Source organism: Variovorax nivicola (genome assembly GCF_051216475.1).
Taxonomy (GTDB): Bacteria; Pseudomonadota; Gammaproteobacteria; order Burkholderiales; family Burkholderiaceae_C; genus Variovorax.
The window spans coordinates 1,041,972-1,066,442 of the sequence record NZ_JBPJZK010000001.1 but is presented as its reverse complement, the minus strand read 5'-3'; the positions used below and the strand labels follow the sequence as shown (position 1 = coordinate 1,066,442).

The 24,471-nt window shown below is 66.1% G+C and carries 24 protein-coding genes; 17 read left to right on the top strand and 7 right to left on the bottom strand.

Annotated elements, in window-relative coordinates; genetic code table 11:
* Window positions 1-5 precede the first annotated feature (5 nt).
* From epsC to ACSFBF_RS04940, 4 genes are all read left to right on the top strand, one after another.
* Window positions 6-923 carry a serine O-acetyltransferase EpsC gene (gene epsC, locus ACSFBF_RS04955; RefSeq protein ID WP_435465218.1) on the top strand — a complete coding sequence of 306 codons (918 nt, stop codon included), beginning with the start codon at window positions 6-8 and terminating at the stop codon, window positions 921-923.
* Window positions 920-1,189, top strand: a complete 270-nt coding sequence (locus tag ACSFBF_RS04950; protein WP_081269389.1) for a helix-turn-helix domain-containing protein — start codon at window positions 920-922, stop codon at window positions 1,187-1,189. Before epsC ends, ACSFBF_RS04950 begins: the two co-directional genes overlap by 4 nt.
* A 64-nt stretch (window positions 1,190-1,253) precedes the next feature.
* Window positions 1,254-2,186 carry a family 2A encapsulin nanocompartment shell protein gene (locus tag ACSFBF_RS04945; RefSeq protein WP_435465216.1) on the top strand — a complete coding sequence of 311 codons (933 nt, stop codon included), beginning with the start codon at window positions 1,254-1,256 and terminating at the stop codon, window positions 2,184-2,186.
* Window positions 2,187-2,252: 66 nt separating this feature from the next.
* Complete coding sequence (locus ACSFBF_RS04940; RefSeq protein ID WP_435465925.1) at window positions 2,253-4,133, top strand: family 2A encapsulin nanocompartment cargo protein cysteine desulfurase; 1,881 nt, start codon at window positions 2,253-2,255, stop codon at window positions 4,131-4,133.
* Here ACSFBF_RS04940 and ACSFBF_RS04935 read toward each other — a convergent pair.
* Window positions 4,130-5,125, bottom strand: a complete 996-nt coding sequence (locus ACSFBF_RS04935) for an alpha/beta hydrolase family protein (protein ID WP_435465214.1) — start codon at window positions 5,123-5,125, stop codon at window positions 4,130-4,132. The genes ACSFBF_RS04940 and ACSFBF_RS04935 overlap by 4 nt on opposite strands.
* A gap of 143 nt (window positions 5,126-5,268) precedes the next feature.
* On the opposite strand from ACSFBF_RS04935, the gene ACSFBF_RS04930 reads away from it, so the two are divergent.
* Window positions 5,269-6,627: an NAD(P)/FAD-dependent oxidoreductase gene (locus ACSFBF_RS04930; RefSeq protein ID WP_435465212.1), complete on the top strand. Its 1,359-nt coding sequence runs from the start codon at window positions 5,269-5,271 to the stop codon at window positions 6,625-6,627.
* Here the strand turns inward: ACSFBF_RS04930 and yjjJ are convergent.
* The 4 genes from yjjJ to solA form a co-directional block, all read right to left on the bottom strand.
* Entirely contained in the window at window positions 6,614-7,927 is a 1,314-nt protein-coding gene (yjjJ, locus tag ACSFBF_RS04925; RefSeq protein ID WP_435465211.1) for a type II toxin-antitoxin system HipA family toxin YjjJ, read from the bottom strand. The genes ACSFBF_RS04930 and yjjJ overlap by 14 nt on opposite strands.
* An 86-nt stretch (window positions 7,928-8,013) precedes the next feature.
* Window positions 8,014-8,670, bottom strand: coding sequence for an aspartate/glutamate racemase family protein (locus ACSFBF_RS04920; RefSeq protein WP_435465209.1), 657 nt, complete (start codon window positions 8,668-8,670; stop codon window positions 8,014-8,016).
* Window positions 8,671-8,675: 5 nt separating this feature from the next.
* On the bottom strand, window positions 8,676-9,608 hold the full coding sequence (panE, locus tag ACSFBF_RS04915) for a 2-dehydropantoate 2-reductase (protein ID WP_435465208.1): 933 nt from the start codon (window positions 9,606-9,608) through the stop codon (window positions 8,676-8,678).
* Between the two features lie 76 nt (window positions 9,609-9,684).
* Window positions 9,685-10,923, bottom strand: coding sequence for an N-methyl-L-tryptophan oxidase (gene solA / locus ACSFBF_RS04910; RefSeq protein ID WP_435465207.1), 1,239 nt, complete (start codon window positions 10,921-10,923; stop codon window positions 9,685-9,687).
* Window positions 10,924-11,073: 150 nt separating this feature from the next.
* On the opposite strand from solA, the gene ACSFBF_RS04905 reads away from it, so the two are divergent.
* Window positions 11,074-11,628 (top strand): NADPH-dependent FMN reductase, encoded by a 555-nt coding sequence (locus ACSFBF_RS04905; protein ID WP_435465206.1) that lies wholly within the window; start codon window positions 11,074-11,076, stop codon window positions 11,626-11,628.
* 71 nt (window positions 11,629-11,699) lie between these two features.
* On the opposite strand, the gene ACSFBF_RS04900 is transcribed toward ACSFBF_RS04905, so the two are convergent.
* The gene (locus tag ACSFBF_RS04900) at window positions 11,700-12,347 is read right to left on the bottom strand and encodes an FMN-dependent NADH-azoreductase (protein WP_435465205.1); all 648 of its coding nucleotides are present in this window, start codon (window positions 12,345-12,347) and stop codon (window positions 11,700-11,702) included.
* A 135-nt stretch (window positions 12,348-12,482) separates the two neighbouring features.
* Between ACSFBF_RS04900 and ACSFBF_RS04895 the strand changes: the two genes are divergently transcribed.
* The 8 genes from ACSFBF_RS04895 to ACSFBF_RS04860 all read left to right on the top strand — a co-directional run bounded on the left by ACSFBF_RS04895 (window position 12,483) and on the right by ACSFBF_RS04860 (window position 19,159).
* A complete protein-coding gene (locus tag ACSFBF_RS04895; protein ID WP_435465204.1) occupies window positions 12,483-13,397 on the top strand; it encodes a LysR family transcriptional regulator in 915 nt (304 codons plus the stop codon).
* Window positions 13,398-13,500: 103 nt separating this feature from the next.
* Window positions 13,501-14,142: a peroxiredoxin gene (locus ACSFBF_RS04890; protein WP_435465202.1), complete on the top strand. Its 642-nt coding sequence runs from the start codon at window positions 13,501-13,503 to the stop codon at window positions 14,140-14,142.
* A gap of 20 nt (window positions 14,143-14,162) precedes the next feature.
* Window positions 14,163-14,738: an RBBP9/YdeN family alpha/beta hydrolase gene (locus tag ACSFBF_RS04885; RefSeq protein ID WP_435465201.1), complete on the top strand. Its 576-nt coding sequence runs from the start codon at window positions 14,163-14,165 to the stop codon at window positions 14,736-14,738.
* Entirely contained in the window at window positions 14,735-15,751 is a 1,017-nt protein-coding gene (locus tag ACSFBF_RS04880; protein WP_435465199.1) for a sulfate ABC transporter substrate-binding protein, read from the top strand. Before ACSFBF_RS04885 ends, ACSFBF_RS04880 begins: the two co-directional genes overlap by 4 nt.
* Window positions 15,752-16,639: a sulfate ABC transporter permease subunit CysT gene (cysT, locus tag ACSFBF_RS04875; RefSeq protein WP_258355121.1), complete on the top strand. Its 888-nt coding sequence runs from the start codon at window positions 15,752-15,754 to the stop codon at window positions 16,637-16,639.
* Between the two features lies 1 nt (window position 16,640).
* Window positions 16,641-17,543, top strand: coding sequence for a sulfate ABC transporter permease subunit CysW (cysW, locus tag ACSFBF_RS04870; RefSeq protein ID WP_435465197.1), 903 nt, complete (start codon window positions 16,641-16,643; stop codon window positions 17,541-17,543).
* Window positions 17,544-17,561: 18 nt separating this feature from the next.
* Window positions 17,562-18,659 (top strand): sulfate/molybdate ABC transporter ATP-binding protein, encoded by a 1,098-nt coding sequence (locus ACSFBF_RS04865; RefSeq protein ID WP_435465195.1) that lies wholly within the window; start codon window positions 17,562-17,564, stop codon window positions 18,657-18,659.
* Complete coding sequence (locus tag ACSFBF_RS04860; protein WP_435465193.1) at window positions 18,656-19,159, top strand: disulfide bond formation protein B; 504 nt, start codon at window positions 18,656-18,658, stop codon at window positions 19,157-19,159. Before ACSFBF_RS04865 ends, ACSFBF_RS04860 begins: the two co-directional genes overlap by 4 nt.
* A 60-nt stretch (window positions 19,160-19,219) precedes the next feature.
* Here the strand turns inward: ACSFBF_RS04860 and ACSFBF_RS04855 are convergent, their stop codons facing one another.
* A complete protein-coding gene (locus ACSFBF_RS04855; RefSeq protein ID WP_435465192.1) occupies window positions 19,220-19,546 on the bottom strand; it encodes a hypothetical protein in 327 nt (108 codons plus the stop codon).
* Window positions 19,547-19,800: 254 nt separating this feature from the next.
* Here ACSFBF_RS04855 and macA point away from each other — a divergent pair, with 254 nt between their 5' ends.
* From macA to ACSFBF_RS04840, 3 genes are read left to right on the top strand one after another with little or no spacing between them, the layout of a single operon-like run.
* A complete protein-coding gene (macA, locus tag ACSFBF_RS04850; RefSeq protein WP_435465190.1) occupies window positions 19,801-20,964 on the top strand; it encodes a macrolide transporter subunit MacA in 1,164 nt (387 codons plus the stop codon).
* Complete coding sequence (gene macB, locus ACSFBF_RS04845; protein ID WP_435465188.1) at window positions 20,961-22,952, top strand: macrolide ABC transporter ATP-binding protein/permease MacB; 1,992 nt, start codon at window positions 20,961-20,963, stop codon at window positions 22,950-22,952. The genes macA and macB overlap by 4 nt, the downstream gene beginning before the upstream one ends.
* Entirely contained in the window at window positions 22,945-24,330 is a 1,386-nt protein-coding gene (locus ACSFBF_RS04840) for an efflux transporter outer membrane subunit (protein ID WP_435465186.1), read from the top strand. Before macB ends, ACSFBF_RS04840 begins: the two co-directional genes overlap by 8 nt.
* Window positions 24,331-24,471: the final 141 nt, after the last annotated feature.

The window sequence follows — 24,471 nt, the reverse complement described above, 5'->3', positions numbered from 1 at the left end:
AACACATGGCCCATTTCGAGGTAAGCGATATCGTGCGCGCGCTGCATGGCGTGCGCGACGAGTGGCGCGATTCGCAGCGCCGATCGCGCGAGCCCGGTGCGCGCGAGTTTCCGTCGCGTGACGCGCTCGCGCAGATCGTCGAGTCGCTGAAAGGCGCGCTCTTTCCGATGCGGCTCGGCCCGCCGGACCTGCGCCACGAGAGCGAGGACTTCTACGTCGGCCATACGCTGGACGCCGCCCTGCAGGCGCTGCTCGTGCAGGCACGGTTGGAGCTGAACTTCAACGCACGCCACGAGCCCCGCCCCGCGAGCGAGATCGACGACGCGGCCACCGAAGCCGTGCGCCGGTTCGCGAACGCGCTGCCAAGCCTGCGCCGCCTGCTCGACAGCGACGTGCTCGCGGCCTACCAGGGCGACCCCGCCGCACGCAGCGTTGACGAGGTGCTGTTGTGCTACCCCGGCGTGCTCGCGATGATCCACCACCGCCTTGCGCACGAGCTCTACAAGCTCGGCCTACCGCTGCTGGCGCGCATCGTGGCCGAGCTCTCGCATGCGCAGACGGGCATCGACATCCATCCGGGTGCGCAGATCGATGCGGGTTTCTTCATCGACCACGGTACGGGCGTCGTGATCGGCGAGACGGCCGTCATCGGCAAGCGCGTGCGGCTGTACCAGGCCGTCACGCTCGGCGCCAAGCGCTTTCCGACCGACACCGAAGGCAACCTGCAGAAGGGCCTGCCGCGGCATCCGGTGGTGGAGGACGACGTGGTCATCTACGCGGGCGCGACGATTCTCGGGCGCGTCACGCTCGGCAAGGGCGCCGTCATCGGCGGCAATGTCTGGATTACCGACGACGTGCCGCCAGGCGCGAGCGTCACGCAGGCCAGCCTGCAGAACGCGCCGAAAGCGGGTGGGGCAGCATGAAAGCATTTGTCGAAGATTTTGGCGTGACCATTCGCCAACTGCGCGAGGGCAAGGGCTGGTCGCAGGAAGAACTGGCCGAGCGTTCGGACCTCAACCGCTCCTACGTGGGCGAGATCGAGCGCGGCCGTGTCATTCCATCGATCGTCACCGCGCAAAAGCTCGCGACCGCACTGGGCATCAACATGGTCGGCCTGCTCATGCGCTGCGAGCAATTGGAGCAATCGAGGCTTGCAAGAAGAATCAACTTGGCGGCTATAGCCTGTTGAGGGAAAACCCGTGGCCGCCGGACACTGGCGGCCACTTTTTCCTTAACACCCGGAGCCCTGATCCATGAGCGCAACAGTTGGTGGTACGACCGCCCTTGGCGACAACGCCGCAAGACAGCTAGCCAATGCCACCAAGACAGTTCCCCAACTCGAGACCATCAGCCCGCGCTGGCTGACGCACCTGCTCCAATGGGTGCCGGTGGAGGCGGGTATCTACCGCGTCAACAAGGTCAAGAACCCCGAGTCGATCAAGGTCACCTGCACCTCGCGCGAAGAAGAAAACCAGCTGCCGCGCACCTTCGTGGACTACGAAGAAAAGCCGCACGAGCACTACCTCAACGCCGTGAGCACCGTGCTCGACGTGCACACCCGCATCTCCGACCTCTACAGCAGCCCGCACGACCAGATCAAGGAGCAGCTGCGCCTGACGATCGAGACGATCAAGGAGAACCAGGAGAGCGAGCTCATCAACAACCCCGACTACGGCCTGCTGGCCCAGGTGACTGAAGAGCAGCGCATCTTCCCGCTGACCGGCGCGCCCACGCCCGACGACCTCGACGAGCTGCTGACCAAGGTGTGGAAGGAGCCCGCGTTCTTCCTCACGCACCCGCTGGCCATTGCCGCCTTCGGCCGCGAAGCCACGCGCCGCGGCACGCCGCCGCCGACCGTGAGCCTGTTCGGCTCGCAGTTCATCACCTGGCGCGGCATTCCGCTGATTCCGTCGAACAAGGTGCCGGTGGCCGACGGCAAGAGCAAGATCCTGCTGCTGCGCGTGGGCGACAAGCGCCAGGGCGTGGTGGGTCTGTTCCAGCCCGGTCTGTCGGGCGAGCAGGGCCCGGGCCTGTCGGTGCGCTTCATGGGCATCAACAACCATGCAATCGCGTCGTACCTGATCTCGCTTTACTGCTCGCTCGCGGTGCTGACCACCGATGCGCTGGCGGTGCTCGACGACGTCGAGATCGGCAAGTACCACGACTACGCCGACACCTACAAGTAAGCCGCGGTGAGCAGCACTCCATCGATTCCGGGCGAGGCGCCGTTCGATCCGGCCATCCTCGCGCGCATGGCGAGCGCCATGTTCTCCGCACTGCCGGGCACGCCGCCAACGTCGCTGCCCGGTGTGGCGAGCGGGCTGGTGCCGGGCGCGCAGTTTCCCGCCAACATCGCGCCGCCGGGTTCGCCACTGGCGAGCCCTGCCGGCTTCGGGCCGAGCGTGCCGGGCACGCCGATTCCGCAAGGGCAGATTCCCGGCGCCAACGTGCTGCCGGCGTCGCCCACGCAACTGCCTTCGCTCGCGAACCGTGCGCCAGCCTTGCTGCCGCATGCGGTGGCGGGCAATGGCGTGCCGGACACGGTGCTGTCGGTGGCGCCGGCGTTCGAGCCGCGCTCGGGTGGCACGGTGCAGGGCGTGCCACAGGTGAATGCGCCCGTGACGCTGCAGGCAGCGGCCTCGCCGTTCTACTTCGTGGGCAACAGCTACGGTCATCCGTCGGCGGGGTCGACCGATGGCATTGCGATCCACGATCCGTTCGCGGGCCTTGCGTTGCCGTCAGCGGCCGCGCCCGTCTCGCCACCAAGCCCGCCATCGGCACCGGCTGGCCGCGATGCGCAGTTCTACTTCGTCGATGCGGTGCGCCTGCCCAATGGCTTCGTCACGCCGGCGAAGCCAGATCCGCGCGGCCCCGATGCCGTGCCGCTGGCCGGCAGCGGCCAGCATCCGCCGTTTGACGTCAACGCCGTGCGGCGCGATTTCCCGATCCTGCAGGAGCGGGTGAATGGCAAGCAGCTGGTGTGGTTCGACAACGCGGCCACCACGCACAAGCCGCAGTCGGTCATCGACCGCATCGCGTACTTCTACGAGCACGAGAACTCGAACATCCACCGCGCTGCACACGAACTGGCCGCGCGCGCGACCGACGCCTACGAAGGCGCGCGCGAACGCGTTCGCAAGTTCATCAACGCGCCGGAAGTCGAAGAGATGATCTTCGTGCGCGGCACTACTGAGGCCATTAACCTCGTGGCCAAGAGCTGGGGTGGCCAGCACGTGGGCGAGGGCGACGAGATCATCGTGTCGAACCTCGAGCACCACGCCAACATCGTGCCGTGGCAGCAGCTCGCCGCCGCCAAGGGCGCGAAGCTGCGCGTGATTCCGGTGGACGATTCGGGCCAGGTGCTGCTCGACGAATACCGCAAGCTGCTCAACGACCGCACGAAGATCGTGGCCGTCACGCAGGTCTCGAACGCGCTGGGCACCGTGGTGCCGGTGAAGGAGATCGTCGAGTTGGCGCACCGTGCGGGCGCGAAGGCGCTGGTCGACGGCGCGCAGTCGGTCTCGCACATGCGGGTGGACGTGCAGGACATCGGCGCCGATTTCTTCGTGTTCTCCGGCCACAAGGTGTTCGGCCCGACCGGTATCGGCGTGGTCTGGGGCAAGCGCGAACTGCTCGAAGACATGCCCCCGTGGCAGGGCGGCGGCAACATGATTGCCGACGTGACCTTCGAGAAGACCGTGTTCCAGCCGATCCCGAACAAGTTCGAGGCCGGCACCGGCAACATCGCCGACGCCGTGGGGCTGGGCGCCGCCATCGACTACGTCAACAAGGTCGGCATCGAGAACATCGCGCGCTACGAGCATGACCTGCTGGTGTACGGCATGCGGCAACTCGGTGCGATTCCGGGTGTGCGGCTGATTGGCACGGCGGCCGACAAGGCCAGCGTGATGTCCTTCGTGCTCGACGGCTACACCACTGAAGAGGTGGGGCATGCCTTGAACGACGAGGGCATCGCGGTGCGTACGGGCCACCACTGCGCGCAGCCGATCCTGCGGCGTTTTGGCGTCGAGACGACGGTGCGGCCCTCGCTGGCGTTCTACAACACCTTCGACGAGGTCGATCGGCTGGTTGCTGTGGTGCGGCGGCTGTCGTCGCAGCGGCGCGCGGGCTAGGGCTTTGGCGCCAGGTGTTGCCTGAAGAAGGCCAGCACCTCGGCGTTGAAGGCCGCATGGAAGGCCACGCGGTCGAAGCCCGGCGCGTCGCGGCAGATCTCGGACTTCGCTTCGAGCTGCGCGGGTGAACAGGGCGCGAGAAAACCGAAGTGCGCGGCGTTCTCCGCCACCCGCCAATCCGGCGCCGTGGGCAGATTGCGGCGAACCGCCGCCACGTTTTCGGGGGTGACGCCGTCGCCGCCGTACGCGGAGGCCCAGAGCTGGATCGGGATGGCCACGTTTTTCAGCCCCTCGGCAGTGAAAACCATGCTGAGCGGGTCGGCGATCACGGCCGCCTTGATGCGGGTGTCATGAACCAGCGGCGAAGCAAGAAGCTCACGGAATCGCTGCCGCATCAGCCCGCACGCGGGGCTTTCAGGCGCGGACACGCACGGCGACGAAGGGAGGGGAGGGAGCCGCTCGAAATCCGGCTGGGCGCCAGCAAGCACGAGGCCCGTGTAGCCGCCTCTTGAAAAGCCATAGAAGCCGACCCTGTCGGCGGCAAGGCTGGCATGTGCAGGCCACTGCTGGAGCATGTAGTCGATCAGCCGCTTGATGTCGGTGGTGCGCGTCGCGAGTGCCGAGACCCTGTCATTCGGGCCACCCCGGATCTGGTAGTTGTCGCCGGAGTGGCTGATGGCGGCGACCACGAAGCCCGCGTCGGCCAGCGCCCGCGCCGTGTCGTGATGGCCGAGGAAGGAGCCTCCGTACCCGTGCGACAGCACGATCAACGGCAGCTGGGCGCCTGCAATCGAGCAATCTCGTACGCCCGTGATGGCATACATGCCTAGCGTGATCTCGCCGGCCGGCGAGGCGCAGGGTGTCCACACGGCGCCGCGCATCGCGGGGCCTTCCGGGGTGGCCGGTATCTCGATGGTGCTGAGGCCTGCGGCCTGGGCGAGTGTTGCCGAGAGGCAGAAGACGGCGAGGAAGAGGAAGCGAAGAATGGGCATGGCGAGTCGGTCCTGCGTGAGGATGGGAATCGGACTGCAGTGTGCTGCTGCCCGGCGGGCGCCGCTTAGCCGACTTTGCTATTTTTCTTCGCGCGACCGGCGCGCTATGCTTGACCATTGTTAACAATGTTGCTTGTCCACGCATGTCCCTGCCCCAAGCTTCTTCCTCCGCCCCTCAGACGGCCGACGAATCCTGCGACGTGATGGTTGTCGGCGGCGGCCCCGCCGGCTCGACCATTGCCGCGCTGTTGGCTCAACAGGGCCGCAAGGTGGTGCTGCTTGAAAAAGCGCATCACCCGCGCTTTCACATCGGCGAATCGCTGTTGCCGGGGAATGTCGAACTGTTCGAGAAGCTCGGCGTGCGCGACCAGGTCGACAAGATCGGCATGCCCAAGTTCGGCATCGAGTTCGTCTCGCCCGAGCACGAGCACCGCAGCTATGTGGAATTTGCCGAGGGCATGGACAAGTCGCTCGATTCCGCCTGGCAGGTGCGCCGCTCCGAACTCGACGAACTGCTGTTCCGCAACGCGGCCACGCGCGGCGCCCAGACCATCGAAGGCTGCAAGGTGCGCGACGTGGCCTTCGATGCAGACGGCGCCACGGTGCAAGCCGAAATGGACGACGGCGCGCGCCGCAGCTGGCGCGCCCGCTTCGTGGTCGACGCCACCGGCCGCGACACGCTGCTGGCCAACAAATTCCGCTGCAAGGAAAAGAACCCCGACCACAACAGCACCGCGCTGTTCGGCCACTTCACCAATGCCGAGCGGCTCGAAGGCAAGAAGGAAGGAAACATCAGCATCTGCTGGTTTCCGCATGGCTGGTTCTGGTTCATTCCGCTGGCCGACGGCACCACCAGCGTGGGCGCGGTCTGCTGGCCGTACTACCTGAAGACGCGCGACAAGCCGCTGAAGGAGTTCTTCTACGACACCATCGCGACCTGCCCGGTGCTGGTGGAGCGCCTGAAAAACGCCACGCTGGTCGACGACGCGGTACATGCCACAGGCAACTTCTCGTACTCGAGCACGCACGCCACGGGCGACCGCTACCTGTTGCTGGGCGACGCCTTCACCTTCATCGACCCGATGTTTTCCTCGGGCGTGTACCTCGCAATGCACAGCGCGTTCGACGGCGCGGAACTGGTGGCGAAGGCGCTCGACCGGCCGGCCGAACTGGCGGCTGCACGCAAGGACTTCGAGGCCATGATGCGCAAGGGCCCGCGCGAGTACTCGTGGTTCATCTACCGCGTGACCAACCCGACCATCCGCGACATGTTCATGCACCCGGGCAATCCGTTCCGCGTGAAGGAAGGGCTGATGTCGCTGCTGGCCGGCGACATCTACCGGGGCACGCCGACGCGAGGGCCGCTCGGCATGTTCAAGTTTCTGTACTACTTCATCTCGGTCACGCACATGCGGCGTACCTGGGCGGGGTGGAAGCGGCACCGCTTCAACATCCGGGACATGGGGATGTTGAAGGGGGAGACGATCCTCAAGTCGGATTAGTCTTGGCGTTCTTCCGGGCGATTGCACGGAACGGTGCCGTGATGCGCTCGTCTGCCGCAGCGGCCTGCCAGAACACGCTGGCAAGTTGACGCGCTGCCTGCCATTCCCCCAGTGTCTCGACGGTCGGCGCCAGATCAGTGGCCGCCAGATCGCGCGGCGGCAATTCGCCGTTGATGGGGGCATAGAGCGTCGGCAGCACGTCATACGCGGGGGACAGCCGCCAGGTGCCGTTCTCGATGAGCAGCGAAATATTGCCGTAGTGCCGATCGGTATTGCCGATGAGCCGGCCGAAGGCCTCGAGAAAGCGAAGCCGTTGGGCATCGTCCGCGCGCAGCAGTCCGCGCGAAGCCATGCGATTGGCCGTGGCGGCCCAGTTGTCGATCTTTCCAATGTGCTGCGCGTCGTATGCCATCAGCGACACCATTCCGATCCGGCCCTGGGCGGTGCGGTCGAAGCGCTCGACTTCCAGGAAGACGCGGCCTGCCTCAATGAACAGGCGCGTGGCGGCGGCCGCCACGCCGGCCTCTTGCAGCGTGCGCAGCGCGAGGTGCTCGCACACGAGCAGGTCGCGCGAGCGCCTGTCCGCGGGCGAAGTGCCAGATGGGGAGAACTTGACGATCACCTGCCGTCCGTCGCGCACAGTGCAGAACTTTGGCTGTTCGCCGCCGGCCGATGAGCCCGGCAATGTGCCTTGCATGGCGCTGTCCGCCATGGCGGGGTAGTCGTCGGCGGACACGCTCGGCGCTGGCCGTGCGGCAATCGACTGGAATCGTCGGAACGACTCCCCGCCGACGACCAGGTTGCCCGGCAAATCCTCACCGCAGAGTGCCAGCGCTTGAAGCACGTCGTCGTCGGTCCAGTGTTCTGGGTTGGCGGGCAGGCCAAGTTCGGGGTGACCGTGGGCAAAGGCACGGCCGATGAAGCCCTGGGGACGCATGTCGGAGAGGAACCAGGGCAGCCCGTCGTGCAGCGCGCTCGGCCCTTCCTCCTCGTCCATCCAGCAGCGGCCACCCTGCAGCGGCACGATTCTGCCGAACGGCGCGGCATCGCCATTGGCATCGACCTTGATGACTGGCACTTCTGCACCAACCCGCTCGACATGTCGGGGTGCGACATACATCTGCGAGCGGGCGGCACCCACCTTCAGAATGTCTGCGCTGCGCAGAAGAGGTGCCAGGGTTCGCGAGACGGTCGGCTGGCTGACGCCCAGTCGTGCCTGGATGTCAGCGCTGGCTACGGCACCCTGCGATCGGATGAACGCAAGGGCGGTCTCGGCCAAGGTCGCGGAAGAGGAAGGCATTGAATATCAATGTGAATAGATAAATTATTCTATTCTCCATTGAGAAATTCAAGAAATTGAATTATTTATTGAATAGATACTCAGGATCATTTGTCGATGACTTGCAGTGCGAACCTCACACCCAGCGCGGGGCTGCTGAGAACGTCGACGCCAATGCCCGTCAGCGCATCTTCGACAGGAGCCATCGAGGCTTGCGCAAGCACGATCACATCTGCCGCGTCGGCCTTTGCGCGAATTGCTTGTGCCAGTGTTTCGATATAGCGGGCGGTATCGCCAGCCTCGAAATAAGGCCACGCCTCTTCGACCAGCAATTGGCTTGGCCGCACCATGACGCCTGCGTTCTTCGCCGCGGAACGCACCAGGTCTGTTGTCGGCGCCAGCGTGCTTGCGACCGCTGCCACAACCAGCACACGCGGCCCGGTTCGCACCGCGCGGTCTGCAATGGCGCGGTCGATGCGCAGGGCCTTGAATGCGTCGCCCGTGGGTGTTTGCTCTGCGATGGCACCGATGGTCGAACAGGTGCACACCACGACTTTCGCGCCGCTGGAGGCGGCTTCGTGCATGGCGTGGTGAACGCGGGCGATCAGGCCTGTGTCGTCGGTGCCCACGACACGCGCGTCGGCCAGCAGGTCTGCTTGCACGAGGTGTCGCACACGCAAGCCGGGCGCCATCTCGTCCACCAGCCGCTCGAAGGTCGGCACATGCACCTGTGCCGTGTGCAGGAACGCCAGCGCGTCGCGCATGACGCTCAGGTTGCCGTACGGGCGCGCTGCGCTTCGTAGGCTTTCAGGTGAACGTACGCCGTGCGCAGTACCGAGGGCGCCGGCAAGTTGCCGGGGGCCGCGCGGCCCAGCAGGTCGCCGACGATGTGGTCGGCCTCGACCGCCGCGCCGCGCACCATGTCCTTGTACATCGACGCGGTCATTGGTGAGCCGGCAGTCGTCATGATGGCGCGGCCGCGCTGCACGGCGGCGGGGCGCGGCGCGAAGCCGTTGTGCGTGGCGATGGCGCAGCATTCGTCAAAGATCGACAGGGCCACGTCCTGTCCGCCGGCGGTCACGATGTCGCCGATGGACGCGCGCATCAGGCTCGTGAGGCCCGCCGCCGAGGCGATGAAGACCCACTTCTCCCACATGTCCTGCATGATGTTTTCGCTGGCCGTGGCGTCGAACTTCGCGCCCGCGAACTGCGCTGCGATGGCATCGACGCGAGCCGATCGGCCACCGGCGCGTTCGCCGTAGCTCAGGCCGTGCATGTCGTTCAGGTGCAGCACGCGGCCTTCGTCGTCGAGCGTGGCGGAGATCATGCACAGGCCGCCCAGCACGCGCTCGCTGCCGAAGCGCTCGGCCAGCCGGTCGATGTGCTTCATGCCGTTGAGCAGCGGGAGGATCACGGTGTCGGGGCCGACCGCAGGCGCGAACGAGTCCATCGTCGAATCGAGGTCGTAGGCCTTGCTGCCGACCACGATCACGTCGTAGGGACCGTCGATGCTGTCGGCCAGAACGTGCTTGGGGGCGGGCAGTTGCAGGTTGCCGAAGGGGCTCTGTACCACCAGCCCGGTCTTCGCGAGTTGTGCCGCGCGGCGCGGGCGCAGCAGGAAGGTGACGTCGCGTCCCGCCTCCAGCAGACGGCCGCCGAAATAACCACCGAGTGCGCCGGCACCCACCACCAGAAATCTCATCGCGCTTCGCTCCTGAGTCAGACAGACAGACAAAAAAGATCGAAGGCGATGATGCCCGGGATCGCCAGGGCCTGCTTCAGGCCGGCGCTTTCTCCAGCAGGCGCTGGCGGGCAAAGGGCCGCAGGTCGAGTTCGCTCGGGCGGCCCAGCACGTGGTCGGCAATGGCCTCGCCCAGCCCGGCCGAGTGTTTGAAGCCGTGGCCCGAGCAGGCCGAGGCGATGAGCATGCGGGGCAGGCCGTCGAGCGCGTCGATCACGAAGCGGCGGTCGGGCGTCACGGTGTACATGCAGGCGCGCGCCTTGAGGGCACGGCTGCCGATCTGCGGAAAACGGCCGGCCACGCGGTCGCGGTACATGGCGGCGGTTTCTTCCGCGCTCACGGTGCGGTCGATGGTGTCCGGCGTGGTGGCGGCCACGTACTGCTCGGTCGCGACCTTGAGCGCGGGCTGTGACGGGTCGGAAGACGGAAAGCCGTACATGTAGTCCTCCGGCCCGTCGCCGAACATCCAGATGAAGATGGGAAAGCGGCCGGGCGCGAAGTCGGCGGCGGCGCTGCCGGGGTCGAACCAGTGCATTACCTGGCGGTGCACCGAGAAATCGGCCTGCCAGTCGGCCCGGGCCTGCGCGCCGAGGAAGGCGGGTAGCCATGCGCCGGCCGCGACCACGACGCGGTCGGCCGTGAAGCTTGCGGTGGCTGTGCGCACGCGCACGGTGTCGCCGTTGCCCACGGGCTCGACGGCCTGCACGCGCTCGCCCGTGAGCGTCTGCGCACCCGAGGCGCGGGCTACGGCCAGTTGGGCGCCGATGGCGTCTTCAGGCCGGACGAAGCCGGCGTCGTGCTCGTAATAGCCGATTTCGTCGCCCTGCAGATGGAACTGCGGAAAGCGTGCGCGGATGCCGGCCGCGTCGAGCACTTCGTGCGCGATGCCGAAGCGTTCGGCGCAGGCGATGGTGCGGCGCACGAAGTCTGGCTTGCCGTGGTGCTCGGCCAGGCGGTCGCGCGGCGCGAGGATCAGGCCGCCCGTGGTGGTCATCAGCGGCTTGCCGGTGCGGGCCTCGAGTTCGCGCCAGATGGCATGCGAGCGCCGCACGAAGGGGACGTACTCGTCGCCTTCGCCGACGGCCAGCCGCGTGATGCGCGAATCGCCGTGCGAGGAGCCCAGGTCGTGCGGTGGCGAGAACTGGTCGATGCCCAGCACGCGCGCGCCGCGCTGCGAGAGTTGGTAGAGCGTCGCGGCGCCGAGGGCGCCAAGGCCGACGACGATGACGTCGTAGTGAGAAGAAGGGGAGGAAGAGGAAGACTGAGACTGGGTCACGGGAGCGTCCTGCGCTTCGATGGGGTTGGGGGATGCGGTTTATCTTGCCGCCGTTCGTCCGGCTCTGCATGAACTTTTCCCGAAAAGGTCTTGGGCGCTTCGCATAATCGCGTTCGTCATTCCGATCCCCTCACTCAAGGAGTTTCACCCATGGCCCAGACCCGGATCGCTGTCATCGTCGGCAGCCTGCGCAAGGATTCGTACAACCACAAGCTGGCTCTCGCGCTGGCGCACCTCGCGCCCTCGGACTTCACCTTCGAAACCCTGCGCATCGACGACCTGCCGCTGTACAACCAGGACGACGACGGCAACCAGTCCGCGCCTGTGAAGCGCCTGAAGACCGAGATCGCGGCGGCCGATGGCCTGCTGTTCGTTACGCCCGAATACAACCGCTCGATTCCCGGCGTGCTGAAGAACGCCATCGACCAGGCCTCGCGCCCCTACGGCCAGAGCGCCTGGGCGGGCAAGCCGGCCGGCGTGGTCGGTGTTTCAGTGGGGGCTATCGGCACCGCGCTGGCGCAGCAGCACCTGCGCAACATCCTGGCCTACCTTGACGTGCCCACGATGGGCGCGCCCGAAGTGTTCCTGCAGGCCAAGGAAGACCTGTTCGACGACAAGGGCCACATCGGCAACGAAGGCTCGAAGAAATTCCTGCAGGGCTGGATGGACAAGTACGTGACTTGGGTGAAGAGCCACTCGGCCTGATCGATCCGCAGCGTCCCTGGACGAAAAAAAGCCGCCCGATGGGCGGCTTTTTTGCTGGTGCCGGAGCGAACTCAGGCAGCGATAGCAGCGTCGCGCTGGTTCGCGGCTTCGGCCGTCGCCACCAGGATGTCGGCGCGAGCCGTTGCCAGGGCATTGTTCCGGGCTTCGTCGCCCATCGCCAAGCCTTCGGCGCGCACGATACGCACGTCGGTGATGCCGAAGAAGCCGAAGACCGCCTTGAGGTAGCTCTCCTGATGTTCCATGGCCTGGCCACCTTCGCTGGTCGAATAGATGCCGCCGCGGGAAGAGGCCACGATGACGGTCTTGCCGCCGGCCAGGCCGACGGGGCCCTTCTCGGTGTACTTGAAGGTGCGGCCGACTTGTCCCAGGCGGTCGATCCAGGCCTTGAGTTGCGTCGGGATCGAGAAGTTGTAGAAAGGCGTGCCGATGACGATCACGTCCGAGGCCAGGAACTGGCTCACGAGCTTTTCGGACACGGCGTTTTCACGCTGCTGGGCTTCGGTCGGCTGGGCTTGCACGCCGGTCTTGATGCCCAGCGCGTCGGCGCTGAAGTGCGAGGGGGTGTCGACGGCCAGGTCGAGGTATTCGACGGCGGTGTCGGGGTGGGCGGCGCGCCAGGCGGTCACGACTTCGGCCGAGAGCAGGCGCGAGGTCGAGTGGGCGCCGAGGATGCTGGAGTCAATGTGGAGCAGCTTCATTTCAATCAATCACTTTCTGTGTTGGCTGTCGGCGCTCAAAGTGGCCGGCGGATGAAGAATTCTATTTTTGGATCTAGTGGCTGATAAGTACCCAAAAATTGCCTAGATCGTTCTACCTGCAGGACAATCACCGCCATGCAAGACCTCAACGACATGGTTTTCTTCGCCGAAGTGGCCGAGCGCGGCGGCTTCGCGGCCGCCAGCCGGGCGCTCGGCATCCCCAAGTCGCGCCTGTCGCGCCGCGTAGCCGACCTGGAAGAGCGACTCGGCGTGCAGCTGATGCAGCGCAGCACCCGCCGCCTGTCGCTCACGCCAGCCGGCGAGATCTACCTGCGGCATTCGTCCGCCATGCGCGACGCAGCGCAGGCGGCGGCCGAGGCAGTGGCGCAGGTGCAGAACGAGCCCAGCGGGCTGGTGCGGCTGAGCTGCCCCGTCACCATCGCGCACAGCGGCCTGGCGCAGCTGATGCCGGTGTTCATGGAGCGCTACCCTGCGGTGCGCATCGACATGCGGGTGATCAACCGGCCGGTCGACCTGATCGAGGAGGGCATCGACATCGCGCTGCGCGTGCGGCTCGTCATCGAGGACAGCACAGTACTGGTGGCCAAGACCTTCGGGCACAGCCGCGGCGTGCTGGTGGCGAGCCCGGCGCTGCTGGCGCGCTACGGGGCGGTGGAAACAGTTGCCGACCTCGGCAAGCTGCCGACGGCGGCCATGTCGGTCAACGGCGAAGGGCGCAGCGACTGGCGGCTGGAAGGCCCCAAGGGCGAGAGCCACGTGCACTACCACACGCCCCGTTACGTGGCGGACGACCTCGCGACGCTGCAGTTCGGCACGCTGGCCGGCATCGGCGCAACCATGCTGCCCGACTACATGTGCCGCGCCGACATCGACGCTGGCCGGCTGGTTCAGCTATTGCCCGGCTGGGGGCCGGCGCCGGTGATCGCGCACATGGTGTTTCCGGCACGGCGGGCGCTGGTGCCGGCTGTGCGGCGGCTGATCGACTTCCTGATGGAGCACCTGCAGAGCGAAGACATGCGGATGTTCTAGGCTCGTTATGCGGAAAACGTCATATCCAAACAAGCAGATATTCGTTTGGCATTGAAGCAAGGGTTCGCACAATCCGAGGCTCCCATCCATCCCAGGAGCGTCCATGGCTACTCTGCGACTCGGCGACACCGCCCCCAATTTCACCCAGGATTCCAGCGAAGGCCCCATCGACTTCCATCAGTGGGCCGGCGATTCGTGGGTCGTGTTCTTCTCGCACCCCGCCGATTTCACGCCCGTGTGCACCACCGAACTCGGCAAGACCGCGGCACTGTCGGGCGAATTCGCCAAGCGCGGCGTGAAGCCTATCGCGCTGAGCGTCGACCCGGCCACCAAGCACAAGGAATGGATCAGCGACATCAACGACACGCAGAACACCACGGTCAACTTTCCCATCATTGCGGACGCCGACCGCAGGGTGGCCGACCTGTACGACCTGATCCACCCGAACGCCTCGGCCACGGCCACCGTTCGCAGCGTGTTCATCATCGATCCGAAGAAGGTCATCCGCACCACCATCACGTACCCGGCATCAACCGGCCGCAACTTCGACGAGATCCTGCGTGTGATCGACTCGCTGCAGCTCACCGACAGCCACAAGGTGGCTACGCCCGTGAACTGGAAGGACGGCGACGACGTGGTCATCATCCCGGCCATTCAGGACCCGGCCGAACTGGCGGAGCGCTTCCCCAAGGGCTTCAAGGCCGTGCGCCCCTACCTGCGCATCACGCCGCAGCCCAACAAGTAAGCGGGCAGGGCAGCGTCGTCATGCAGACTCGCGTGATCATCGTGCCGGGGTGGCGCGACTCCGGGCCCGGCCACTGGCAGAGCCTGTGGGAAGAGCGCATTCCGGGCGCGGCGCGGGTGGTGCAGGACGACTGGGCCTCGCCCAAGCGCGAGGCGTGGGTGTCGACGCTGGCGAAGCTGGTGCTGGAGAGCGACGGCCCGGTGGTGATCGCCGCGCACAGCCTGGGCTGCATTGCCACGGCGCACCTGCCGGCAGAGGCCGCGGCCCGCATCCAGGGTGCGCTGCTGGTGGCGCCTGCGGACCCCGAGCGCCGAGCCGTGCTTTCTGACTTCGCGCCCGTGCCCTACGCCGCGTTGCCGTACCGCAGCATCGTGGTGGCCAGCAGCAACGACCCTTTTTGCCCAATCCGCCTGGCGGGTGCATATTCGCGCGCCTGGGGCAGCGAGTTCGTGCGCATGCAGAATGCGGGCCACATCAACATCGATTCGGGACACGGAGACTGGCCGCTGGGCCTCGCCTTGCTCCAGTCATTGACCGACGAGCCCGCCGCCTGGCCGGCGGGCCGTGAATTTTCAGAAACCTTGGCAACCACATGACTTCCAGAATAAAGACCTTCGTCGCCGTGCTCGCGCTGGCGTCCTCCGCACTCGCCGGCAGCAGCGCCTTCGCCCAAGGTACGGGACTGCTGAACGCCTCGTACGACGTGGCCCGCGAGTTCTACAAGGACTACAACGCGGCCTTCGTGGCGCACTACAAGAAGGCCACCGGCAAGGACGTCAAGATCGACCAGTCGCACGGCGGCTCCAGCGCGCAGGCCCGCGCGGTGGCAGACGGCCTCGATGCCGACGTGGTGACCATGAACACCTCGACCGACATCGACTTCCTCGCCAACGCCGGCGTGGTCGCCAAAGACTGGAACAAGAAATTCCCGGACAACGCATCGCCGACCACGTCGACCATGCTGTTCCTCGTTCGCAATGGCAACCCCAAGGGCATCAAGGACTGGGACGACCTGGTCAAGCCGGGTGTGCAAGTCGTGATCGTCAACCCTAAGACCGGCGGCAATGGCCGCTACGCCTACCTGGCCGCGTGGGGCTACATCAAGAAGAAGGGCGGCACCGACGCCCAGGCTGCCGAGTTCGTCGGCAAGCTGTTCAAGAATGTGCCCGTGCTGGCACGCGGCGGCCGCGACGCGACCACCGCCTTCCTGCAACGCAACATCGGCGATGCGCTGATCACCTTCGAATCAGAAGTCGTGTCGATCGACCGCGAATTCGGCACCGGCAAGGTCGACTCGGTGTACCCGTCGATCAGCATCGTGGCCGAGAACCCGGTGGCCGTGGTCGAACGCACCGTCGCCAAGAAAGGCACCGGCGAACTCGCCAAGGCTTATCTCGACTGGCTGTACTCCGAAGAGGCGCAGGAAATCGCGGCCAAGCACGCGCTGCGTCCGCGCTCGCCGGCCGTGCTCAAGAAGTACGCCTCGACCTTCAAGCCGCTGCAACTCTTCACGGTGCAAGAGCTGTTCGGCAGCCTCGGCGAAGCGCAGAAGGTGCACTTCAATGACGGCGGTCAGTTCGACAAGCTCTACACGCCCGGCGGCAAGTAAATGAGCGGCGCTGTTTCTTCGGCGCTCCCGTCCGCGGGAGCGCCTTTTTCGCGTGCCAACCGGGCAGGGGGCGCCAAGCGCGTGCTGCCGGGTTTTCACATCACGCTCGGCTTCTCGATTCTTTATCTGAGCCTGATCGTGCTGATCCCGTTGTCGGCGCTGGTCTTCAGGACCTTCACGCTGACCTGGGATCAGTTCTGGGTGGCCGTGACTGCCCCACGCGTGATGGCCTCGTACCGGCTGACCTTCGGCGCCTCGCTGATCGCGGCCGTGGTGAACGCAGTGTTCGGCCTGTTGGTGGCCTGGGTGCTGGTGCGCTACAAATTTCCGGGCAAGCGCATCGTCGATGCGCTGGTCGATCTGCCGTTCGCACTGCCGACGGCGGTGGCGGGCATCTCGCTGACTGCGCTGCTCGCGGGCAACGGCTGGGTCGGGCAACTGCTCGAACCGCACGGCATCAAGCTGGCCTTTACGCCGGCGGGCATCGTGATTGCGCTGATCTTCATCGGGCTGCCCTTCGTGGTGCGCACGGTGCAGCCGGTGCTCGAAGACGCCGAGAAGGAACTGGAAGAAGCAGCCACCTCGCTCGGCGCGACGCGGCTTCAGACCTTCACCAAGGTGATCTTTCCATCGATCGCGCCTGCGCTGCTCACCGGCTTTGCCATGGCCTTCGCACGCGCCATCGGCGAGTACGGCTCGGTGATCTTCATTGCCGGCAACATGCCGATGATCTCGGAGATCACGCCGCTCATCATCATCGGCAAGCTGGAGCAGTACGACTATGCGGGAGCCACAGCGGTTGCGCTGGTGATGCTGGTTATTTCGTTCCTGCTGCTGCTGGTCATTAATGGCCTGCAAGCCTGGCAACGTCGCCGCGCAGGAGCCTGACATGAGTGCACCTTCCAAAGTCATCCGCCGCGCACAGGCCGGCACCACCGAATCGGCCTGGGTGCGCTGGACGCTGATCGGCATCGCGCTCGCGTTCATGTTCCTGTTCCTCGTGCTGCCGCTGGCCGCCGTTGCGACCGAGGCGCTGCGCAAGGGCGTGGGCGCGTACCTCGACGCGCTAAAGGAGCCCGACGCCTGGAGCGCGATTCGCCTCACGCTGATCACGGCCGCCATCGCGGTGCCGATGAATCTCGTGTTCGGCGTGGCAGCAGCCTGGGCCATTGCCAAGTTCGAGTTTCGCGGCAAGGCCTTTCTCACCACGCTGGTCGACCTGCCGTTCGCGGTGTCGCCGGTGGTGGCGGGCCTGATCTATGTGCTGGTGTTCGGCGCGCAGGGCTGGCTGGGTCCGTGGCTCGCCGAGCATGACATCAAGATCATCTTCGCCGTGCCGGGCATCGTGCTGGCAACCGTGTTCGTGACCTTCCCGTTCATTGCGCGCGAACTCGTGCCGCTGATGCAGGCGCAGGGCACCGATGAAGAGCAGGCTGCCATCGTGCTCGGTGCGACCGGCTGGCAGACCTTCTGGCGCGTGACGCTGCCCAACATCAAGTGGGGCCTGCTGTACGGCGTGATTTTGTGCAACGCGCGTGCCATGGGCGAGTTCGGCGCGGTGTCGGTGGTGTCTGGCCATATCCGCGGCCAGACCAACACCATGCCGCTGCACGTGGAAGTGCTCTACAACGAATACCAGTCGGTGGCCGCGTTTGCCGTGGCCTCGCTGCTGGCGATCCTGGCGCTGGTCACGCTGGTGATCAAGTCGGTGATTGAATGGCGCCACGAGCGCGAAATGAAGGCCATTGCCGAGCTGCCGCCGGAACGCCCGCCTGAGGCCACGGCGGCCTGAGAGAGAAAGAACAAGATCATGAGCATCGAAATCCGCAACATCAGCAAGCAGTTCGGCGACTTCCGCGCGCTGCGCGACGTGAACCTCGACGTGGAGTCGGGCGAACTGGTCGCGCTGCTCGGCCCCTCGGGCTGCGGCAAGACCACGCTGCTGCGCATCATCGCGGGGCTGGAGACGGCCGACGCCGGCAGCATTTTGTTCTCGGGCGAGGACACCACCGACGTGCACGTGCGCGAGCGGCAGGTGGGCTTCGTGTTCCAGCACTACGCGCTGTTCCGCCACATGACCGTGTTCGAGAACGTGGCCTTCGGCCTGCGCGTGAAGCCGCGCAAGGAGCGCCCGAGCGACGCGCAGATCAGGCAGAAGGTGACCGACCTGCTCAAGCTGGTGCAGCTCGACTGGCTGGCCGACCGCTACCCGTCGCAGCTTTCGGGTGGCCAGCGGCAGCGCATTGCGCTGGCCCGCGCTCTGGCCGTGGAGCCCAAGGTGCTGCTGCTCGACGAGCCCTTCGGCGCGCTCGACGCCAAGGTGCGCAAGGAACTGCGCCGCTGGCTGCGCCGGCTGCACGACGAACTGCACGTGACCTCGATCTTCGTCACGCACGACCAGGAAGAAGCGCTCGAGGTGGCCGACCGCGTGGTGGTCATCAACAAGGGGCAGATCGAGCAGGTCGGCTCGCCGCAGGAAGTGTGGGACCAACCGGCCAGCCCGTTCGTCTACGGCTTCCTGGGCGACGTGAACCTGTTCCACGGCCGGGCCGACAACGGCGCGGTGCAGCTCGACGGCATGCGCCTGGATTCGCCCGAACACAGCGGCGCGCGCGACGCCAAGGCACGCGCCTATGTGCGTCCGCATGACATCGATGTGACACGCTACGTGTCCGGCGCATCAGGCATCGTCGCCACGCTGTCGCGCGCAATCGTCGTCGGACCCATCGCGCGGCTGGAACTTGAGCCCACCGAATCGAATCCAGATAATCCGGGCTCCGGAACCATCATCGAGGCGCAACTCCCTGCGCAACAGTTCCGTGACCTGGGCTTGAAGGAAGGCGACACCGTCGTCGCCAACCCGCGCAAGGCCAGGGTGTTCGTAGAAGAAGATTGGGTATCTCCTTGATCGATTGGTACTTCGGCGCGCCGCGCCGCGCGTTCGGGCTGATCTGCCTGGCCTGTGTTCTCATGCTGGCCTTCGGGCTCTACCTGCAGCACGTGGTCGGGCTCGAACCCTGTCCCATGTGCATCGTGCAGCGGTATGCGCTGGTGCTGGTGGCACTCTTCACCGGGCTGGCCGGCGTGTTCCGCAACGCGGCCCTTCGGGTCGTGGGTGGATTGCTGGCGCTGGTGGCCGCGGTGGGCGGCGCCTACACGGCGGCCTCGCAAAGCTGGCTGCAGTGGTATCCGCCCGAAGTCGTGTCCTGCGGGCGCGACCTCTACGGGATGATCGAGACCTTTCCATTGAAGCGCGCGCTGCCGATGATCTTCCGCGGCGGCGGCGACTGCTCGAAGATCGACTGGTCGCTGTTCGGCCTGACGCTGGCGAACTGGTCTTTCATCGCCTTCGTGGTTCTCTCGCTGCTGCTGATCACGCTGCTGCTGCGTTCGCGTCGCGCACGCTGAGAGGCGAAAGAGGCAACGCCGCCCCACGGCGGGCGGCGTGCCCAAGAGGGCGGGTTCGCGTCAGTTGAACCAGCCTTGGCCCGAAAATCCGCATCCCATTTCTTCGAGCAGGCTGCGCCAGTACCAGCGTTCAGCGCAGCTGCTGACCATCGCCATGTTCACCGGCTGAGCCGCCGTCGGCTTGATGTCGCTGCTGATGCTCGCAAGGCCCAGCGGGGCGTTGGCTTCGGGGCTGCGCACCGGTGTGGTGAGTGTCAGTGGCGACAGGGCCTCGGGTGTGTCCGCCTTTGTGTTGGCGGCACTGGCCGCACAGCTGAAGGCCATCGCTGCAGTGATCGCTCCGGCCAGCGCCACGTGGCGCAAAGTGTTCGACTGTTTGAATTTCATGGTCGTTTCCCTTCCTAGAACTATCGGTGTATGCGTGGCAACACGCCACGCATCCGAAAAAATGTAGGGTGCTCAAAGCTGTCGTGCCAGTGCCGAAAGTCACGCGCTGGTAACGCTGCGAATCGGTTTGTCGATCGCCCGCGGGCCTTTAAAGAATCTTCAGTAAACGCGGCTAGGATGACGCCGGACCTCGTGGTTCCGTGCCCCTTCCGCGCAGCCGACTCGCCGCGCAGCGTCTTCCTGATTTCCCCCGCATGCCCACTACACAACCCAGGCGATCACGCAAACTAGTCATCGGCCTTGCCGTTCTCGTCGTGCTGGCGGTCGTTGCCTCTTTCTGGCTGAGCCCAGGCAAGAAGGTCGAATACCTAACTGCCAGCGTGCAGCGCACCGACCTCGAAAACGCCGTGCTCGCCACAGGCGTGCTGCAGGCGCTCAAGCAGGTCGAAGTGGGAGCGCAGGTCAGCGGCCAGCTCAAGTCGCTGAAGGTGGTGCTGGGGCAGACCGTGAAGAAGGGCGACTGGCTCGCCGAGATCGACCCCGTCATCTCGCAGAACACCTTCGCGCAGGAGCAGGCCAAGCTCGACAACCTGCAGGCGCAGAAGCTTGCGAAGGAAGTGCGCATCAGGCAGGCCCAACTCACCTGGACCCGGCAGCAGGAAATGCTCGCGCAGGACGCGGCCGCCAAGCAGGACATGGAAAGCGCTGACGCCGAACTGCGCGCGCTGCGTGCCGACCTGGTGTCGCTCGAAGCGCAGATCCGCCAACAGAAGCTGGCCGTGGCCTCGGCGCAGACGAATCTCTCGTACACGCGCATCGTCGCGCCCATCGACGGCGATGTGGTTTCCATCAGCACGCTCGAAGGCCAGACCGTGGTCGCCGCCTTCCAGGTGCCCACGCTGATGAAGCTGGCCGACCTGTCGACCATGACCGTGAAGGCCCAGGTGTCCGAAGCCGACGTGGTGCGCGTGAAGCCGGGGCAGCCGGTGTACTTCACCATCCTCGGCGACCCCGACAAGCGCTATCACGGCACGCTGCGCGCAGTGCAGCCTTCGCCCGAGAAGATCAACAACGCCGTGTTCTTCAACGCGCTGTTCGACGTGCCCAACCCCGAGCGCACGCTGCGCGTGGACATGACGGCGCAGGTCGCCATCCTGCTGGGCGAGGCCAAGCAGGCGCTGACCGTGCCGCTGACCGCGCTGGGTCCGCGCGACAAGGACGGCCGCCAGGAAGTGCGCGTGCTCAAGGCCGACCAGACTGTGGAGAAGCGGCAGGTGCGCGTCGGCATCGCCAACAACTTCCAGGCCCAGGTGCTCGAAGGTTTGAAAGAGGGTGACAACGTCATCACGGGCGATGCCTCGGCTGTTCTGGAACGAGGCGAAAGCGGGGACGGCGGCGGACGGGGCAAGCGCCCATGACGCAAGAAAAGCAGCCGCTGCTGACCCTTCGCGGCATCGGCCGCAGCTTTCCCTCGGGCGAGCAGGAAGTGCAGGTGCTGAAGGACGTCAACCTCGACATCGGCAACGGGGAAATGCTGGCCATCGTCGGCGCCTCGGGCTCGGGCAAGTCGACGCTGATGAACATCCTCGGCTGCCTCGACCGGCCGAGCACCGGCACCTACATCGTCTCGGGCCAGGACGTGGGCACGCTCGACAGCGACGCGCTCGCCCAACTGCGGCGCGAACACTTCGGCTTCATCTTCCAGCGCTACCACCTGATGCCGCACCTGACGGCGACGGGCAACGTCGAGGTACCCGCCGTGTACGCCGGCACCGACGGCGAGGCGCGCGACACGCGTGCGCGCCAGTTGCTGGTGCGTCTGGGTCTTGGCGACCGCACCGAGCACCGGCCGAGCCAGCTCTCAGGCGGCCAGCAACAGCGGGTGAGCATCGCGCGCGCGTTGATGAACGGCGGGCAGGTGATCCTGGCCGACGAGCCGACCGGCGCGCTCGACAGCAGGAGCGGACAGGAGGTGATCGGCATCCTGCGCGAACTGCATGCGCAAGGGCACACGATCATCATCGTGACGCACGACATGCAGGTGGCGAGCTGCACCGAACGCATCATCGAGATCGCCGACGGCGTGATCGTGGGCGACCGGCCCAACGTGCCCACGGTGGCTGCGCCGGCGCAAGCCGTGCAGCCCGACGCGCCAATTCCCGAGGTGATGACGAAGCCCAAACTCGGCATCGCACGCTTCAGTACCGGCTGGGCCCGCTTTGCCGAAGCCTTCCGCATGGCCTGGCGCTCGATGATGGCGCATCGCATGCGCACCGCGCTCACCATGCTGGGCATCGTCATCGGCATCACCTCGGTGGTGTCGATCGTGGCCATCGGGGAGGGCGCCAAGCGCTTCGTGCTGTCGGACATCCGCGCCATCGGCACCAACACGCTCGACGTGTACCCGGGCCGCGACTTCGGCGACGACAAGGCCTCGAGCATTCGCACGCTGATACCGTCCGACCTCGATGCACTCGCCGCACAGCCCTATGTGCACAGCGTGACGCCCTCCACCTCGCGCAGCCTGCGGCTGCGCTACCGCAGCGTCGACATCAACGGCACGGTGAACGGCGTGAGCGACAGTTTTTTTCGCGTGCGCGACATCCAGATGGCCAGCGGCGCAGCCTTCACGGCGAGCGACGTGCGCCACCAATCGCAGGTGGTGGTGATCGACCAGAACACGCGGCGCAAGCTGTTTCCCGACGGTGCCGAGGCGGTGGGCAAGATCATCCTGGTGGGCAACCTGCCGTGCACGGTGATCGGCGTGTCGCAGGAAAAGAAGACGGTGTTCGGCGAGAACAAGTCGCTCAACATCTGGCTGCCCTACAGCACGGGCGCGAGCCGGCTCTTCGGGCAGCAGCACTTCGACAACATCACGGTGCGCATCCGCGACGACCAGCCGACCAAGGCGGCCGAGGACAGCGTGGTCAAGCTGCTCACCCTGCGCCATGGCAGCAAGGATTTCTTTACCTTCAACATGGACAGCATCGTCAAGACGGCCGAGCGCACGAGCCAGTCGCTCACGCTGCTGCTGTCGCTCATTGCCGTGATCTCGCTGGTGGTGGGCGGCATCGGGGTGATGAACATCATGCTGGTGTCGGTAACCGAGCGCACCCGCGAGATCGGCATTCGCATGGCCGTGGGCGCGCGCCAGAGCGACGTGCTGCAGCAGTTTCTGACCGAGGCGGTGCTGGTGTGCCTGGTGGGCGGGTTGATCGGCGTGACGCTATCGTACGGCATCAGCTTTCTGTTTTCGCTTTTCGTCAAGCAATGGCAAATGATCTTTTCGATGGGGGCCGTGGTGTCGGCGTTCTTGTGCGCTTCGCTGATCGGCGTGCTGTTCGGCTATTTGCCGGCGCGCAACGCGGCGCGGCTGGACCCGATCGAGGCGCTGGCTCGTGAGTAGGGCGCATGTTCTTTCCGCGGTGGCTGTCGGCGTGCTGCTGCTCGGCGGGTGCAGCTTGTTCCAGCCTGAGCAGCGGGCGCAGCGGCCGCTGGAAGTGCCTCAGAGCTGGCAGCAGTCGTCCGGAGCGGGGAGCGCGGCTGCGATGCTGTCCGCGAACTGGTGGACGGCGTTCAACGATCCGCAGCTCGACAAGCTGATCGACAACGCGCTGCGCACCAACAACGACCTGGCGGCGGCGGGCATCCGCGTGCAGCGCGCGCAACTGCAGGCCGGCCTCGCGAACACGAACCTCACGCCCGGCGTGGTGGGGCAGGCCAGCACCAGCCGCAGCTACGACCTGAAACGCGGCGGCGTGGCCGGCTCCGCGTCGAGCTCCCTGGTGACGCTGAGCTACGAGCTCGACCTGTGGGGCCGGCTCTCGGCGCAGCGCAGCGCTGCCGACTGGGAGCTGAAGGCCACCGAATCCGACCGCCAGGCCACGGCGCTGGCGTTGGTCGGCACCACGGCGGGGCTCTATTGGCAGACCGGCTACCTGAACCAGCGCATCGCGCTGAGCGAAGCGGGCATGGAAGACGGCCGGCGCATCCTCGCGCTGGTGCGGGTGAAGTACGCGGCGGGCGCCGTGTCGGGGCTGGACGTGGCGCAGGCGGGGCAGAACCTCGCGACGCAGGAGGCGGCGCATACGCAGTTGCTGCAGCAGCGCGTGGAGGCGCGCAACGCGTTGGCGATCTTGTTCGATCAGCCGCCGGAGCCGATGGCTGTCGAGCCTGCGCAGCTACCCGACATCGCCTTGCCGGTCATCGATGCTGGCGTGCCTGCGAGCCTGCTTGGCCGGCGTCCGGATCTGCGCGCCGCCGAGCAACGGTTGCGCGGTGCGCTGGCGAATGTCGACGCTACGCGCACCGGGTTCTATCCGGCGTTGAGCCTGACGGGATCGCTGGGCACGTCGAGCACCGCACTAGGCGAACTCTTGAAGAACCCCGTGGCCACGCTTGGCGCGGGGCTGGCGTTGCCGTTCCTGCAATGGAACACCGCGCGGCTGACTGTGGCCGCGTCGCAGACGCAGTACGAAGAGGCGGTGGTGGGTTTTCGTCAGTCGCTGTACACGGCGTTGTCGGAGGTCGAGAACGCTTTGTCGTCGCGTACGCAATTGCGCGACGAGAGCGAGAAGCTCGTGCTGGCGCTGCAGGAGGCGCAGCGCGCGGAGCGGTTGTCGGAGGTGCGCTATCGCGCTGGTGCGACCGCGCTTCAGCCAGTGCTCGATGCCAAGGACCGGCGTCGGACGGCCGAGGTGTCGCTGGCCCAGAACCGGTTGAACCAGCTCAATGCGACGATGACGCTGTACAAGGCGCTGGGCGGCGCGGCTGTCGCGCTATAGGACCTCCGCGCTTCATCGGTGGCACCGTGCCCTCACCCTAGCCCTCTCCCGCAAGCGGGAGAGGGGACAACGCAAGGCAGCAGTGGGCCTTTTCTCTCGCTCCCTCTCCCTTTGGGAGAGGGTTGGGGTGAGGGCAGCGGC